Below are 3,158 nucleotides of genomic sequence, written 5' to 3' on the forward strand. Positions count from 1 at the left end.
TTTCCCCCCCCCCCCTCCCCCCCCCTCCTCCCTCCCCCCCCCCCCCCCTCCCTCCCCCCCCCCCCCCCCCCCCCCCCCCCCCCCCCCCCCCCCCCCCCCCCCCTGCCGTGTGCCGGTGGCCGACGGTCCGCCGCGCCGGGCGGCGCACCGTCGGCCGGTGCGGAGCCTCACCCCTTGGTGGTGCCCGCGCGCAGACGCTCGATCATGTGCCGGGTCGTCTCGATGGGGCTCTCCTCGGGCAGGTCCCGGGTGCGCGAGGGCAGGGCCGCGTTGAGCTTGGCGACCGTGTCGTTCCAGTCCTCCTGGCCGGCGAAGGGGATCGTCTCGCCCTCCTGGTAGGTGGGGAAGGGCCGGTAGTTGTTCAGGCCGGCCGCGTCGGTTCCGCGGACCAGCAGCGGGTCGAGGTAGATCCCCTCGCTGTGGATGCGCGTGGTCGTGGCGATGTAGCCGATGTCCAGGCCGCAGCGCCGCTTGGCGGAGGTGTTGGCCTCCGAGTAGTGCAGCAGGTGGGGGTGGTGGATGGAGACGTCGCCCGGCTTGAGCTCGATGTCCACGACACCGGCCTTGTCGATCCACTCCTGCACGATGTCCTCGTCGGAGGCGGAGAAGAGCATGTTGTCGGTGTCCGTGCGCCGCGAGGGCTTGTGCAGCGGCAGTTCGTGGCTGCCGGGGATCATGCGCAGGCAGCCGTTCTCGGTGCTGCTCTCGTCGACGGCGAGCCACACCGTCAGCGCCTCCATGGGGCTCAGCGTCCAGTAGGCGCCGTCCTGGTGCCACAGCACGGGCTGCCCGCTGTAGGGGGGCTTGCAGATGTAGTGGGCGGTGAAGCAGGCGAGGTCGGGGCCGAGGAAGAACTCGGCGATGTCGACCAGGCGGGGGTCGGAGACCAGGCGGGCCCAGAAGGCGTCGTTGCGGATCAGGGGGTGGTGGAAGTGCTCGGGACGCAGGTCCGGGTACTTCCGGGTGAGCCAGTCGACGTGTGCGGCCGCCTCCTTGAGGAGCTCTTGGGGAATGACGTCGCGGATGATGGAGAAGCCCTGTTCGGCGTATTCCTTCGCCGCCTTCTCCAGCACGCCTTCGTCGAGTGTGGTCATGCGTCAACTCCTTCTCGGGTGTCAGGTGCCGCTTGCCGCGTGAAGAAAGGGGGGTGCGAGAAGCCGTGTCGGCGTATCGTCCGCCGGCTCCGGTGAAATGCGGCGCGGGCCGTGTGCGGGGTGATGGGGAGAATCGACGCGGCATCGCCCGATATGCGGCCGCTCATCGGCCGGACGGCCGGCGGCCCGGCTCACGGCCCGGCCGTTCGCCGGGTGACGCCGGCCGATCGCGGCGGAAATACCCGTGTCTTCTCGCGGTTCGCCCGGCAGTTCCCTACTCTCTCGGCCGCCCAGGAGGGTGTCAACGTCTCAGGGAACTCAAGGCTTTCTCGAAAGCGCGCCCGCTCTTCGGGTATTGCGCACCCGGCGGTCCGGATGCCGATCCGCGCTGTCCCGCTGACGGGACAGGATGCACGAAATCCGCTGTACGGAAAGGGTTCGGCAGCGGGAATCGACTCCTTCTCCAGTGATTTTCTTTCGCCGTTCGAGGGGAGCCACATATGTTCTTGAGCACCCCGACGAGACGGCGTTCAACCGACACCAGCTCAAGGCTGAGTTGTCCGGCGGATGAGGATGACGTGCTATGACTGAAAAAGCAGGCCCGATCCGGCTGAGTGTCACCGATCTGCACGCGTCGGTCGATGATCCCGCGCTCACGTCCATGACGTTGCTCAACGAACTCGCCGGACGGTATCCGCAGGCGGTGTCGTTCTCCGCGGGCCGCCCGTTCGAGGGCTTCTACGACGTCGACGACCTCTCCCGTCACCTGGGCACGTTCCGGGATTATCTGGAGGGCGAGAAGGGCCTTTCCGCGGAGCAGGTGCGGCGCACGTTCTTCCAGTACGGGCGGACCAAGGGGTTCATCCACGAACTCATAGCGCGCCAGCTGGAGGTCGACGAGGGGCTGACGGTCGACCCGGAGAGCATCGTGGTGACCACCGGCTGCCAGGAGGCGATGGTGCTGCTGCTGCGCACCCTGGTCCGTGACACCCGCGATGTCGTCCTGGCCGCCACCCCCAACTACGTCGGGTTCATCGGCGCGGCCCGGGTGGCCGGCGCGCCGGTGCGCTCGGTACGGGAACACGACGGGGGCATCGACCTGGAGGACCTGGAGCGGCAGATACGGGCGGCGCGGCGCGAGGGTCTGCGGCCGCGTGCCTGTTACGTCGTCCCCGACTTCGCCAACCCCAGCGGCGCGAGCATGTCCTTGGCGGACCGTATCGCCCTGCTGGAGCTGGCGGGGCGCGAGGAGATCCTCGTCGTCGAGGACAACCCGTACTCCCTCTTCCGTGCCGGCGGTGCCGCGCTGCCGATGCTCAAGGCCCTGGACGAGCACCACCGGGTGATCCACCTCGGGTCGTTCGCCAAGTCCGCGTTCGCCGGCGCCCGGGTGGGCTACGTCATCGCCGACCAGGCGGTGACGGCGACGGGCGCCGCGCACGAGGAGCCGGTGCTGCTCGCCGACCATCTCGCGAAGGTGAAGAGCATGGTCACGCTCAACACCTCGACCGTCGCGCAGGCGGTGATCGGCGGATACCTGCTGGAGAACGGCTGCAGTCTCAAGCGTGCCACCGCCCGCGAGGCCGCGGTCTACCGCCGCAACCTGGCAGCCCTGCTGGAGTCCCTGCACTCGGTGTTCGCCCCCCGGCAGGACGCCGGGCAGGACGTCACGTGGAACACGCCCGAGGGCGGCATGTTCGTCGTCCTCACGCTGCCGTTCCGGGCGGACGACGCCATGCTGGAGTACTCGGCCTCCCGGTTCGGTGTGCTGTGGACGCCCATGGACCACTTCTACGGCGGCGCCTCCGGGTTCCGCCAGGCCCGGCTCTCCTTCAGCGTGCTCACCCCCGAGCAGATCGCCCTGGGTGTCGGGCGGCTGGGCGAACTCGTCCAGGACCAGCGCGCCCGCCACGGCGCCGGCGCCGCGCAGGCGCTGGGGGGCGGCCGGCTGCTGGAGCCGCAGGCCGTGTGAGGCGGGGAAAACAAGGGGGGGGGGAGGAAGGGGGGGGGGGGGGGGGGGGGGGGGGGGGGGGGGGGGGGGGGGGTGGGGGGGGGGGAGGGGGT

General features: G+C 70.3%; 2 protein-coding genes. One reads left to right on the forward strand and one right to left on the reverse strand.

From position 1 onward, the window contains the following. Window positions 1-167: 167 nt before the first annotated feature. The gene (locus ACZ4TO_RS28990; protein ID WP_468025639.1) at window positions 168-1,094 is read right to left on the reverse strand and encodes a phytanoyl-CoA dioxygenase family protein; all 927 of its coding nucleotides are present in this window, start codon (window positions 1,092-1,094) and stop codon (window positions 168-170) included. Window positions 1,095-1,677: 583 nt separating this feature from the next. Between ACZ4TO_RS28990 and ACZ4TO_RS28995 the strand changes: the two genes are divergently transcribed. Next, complete coding sequence (locus ACZ4TO_RS28995) at window positions 1,678-3,066, forward strand: aminotransferase-like domain-containing protein (RefSeq protein WP_468025640.1); 1,389 nt, start codon at window positions 1,678-1,680, stop codon at window positions 3,064-3,066. Window positions 3,067-3,158 lie beyond the last annotated feature (92 nt).

The organism is Streptomyces sp. NPDC028298, assembly GCF_055565895.1.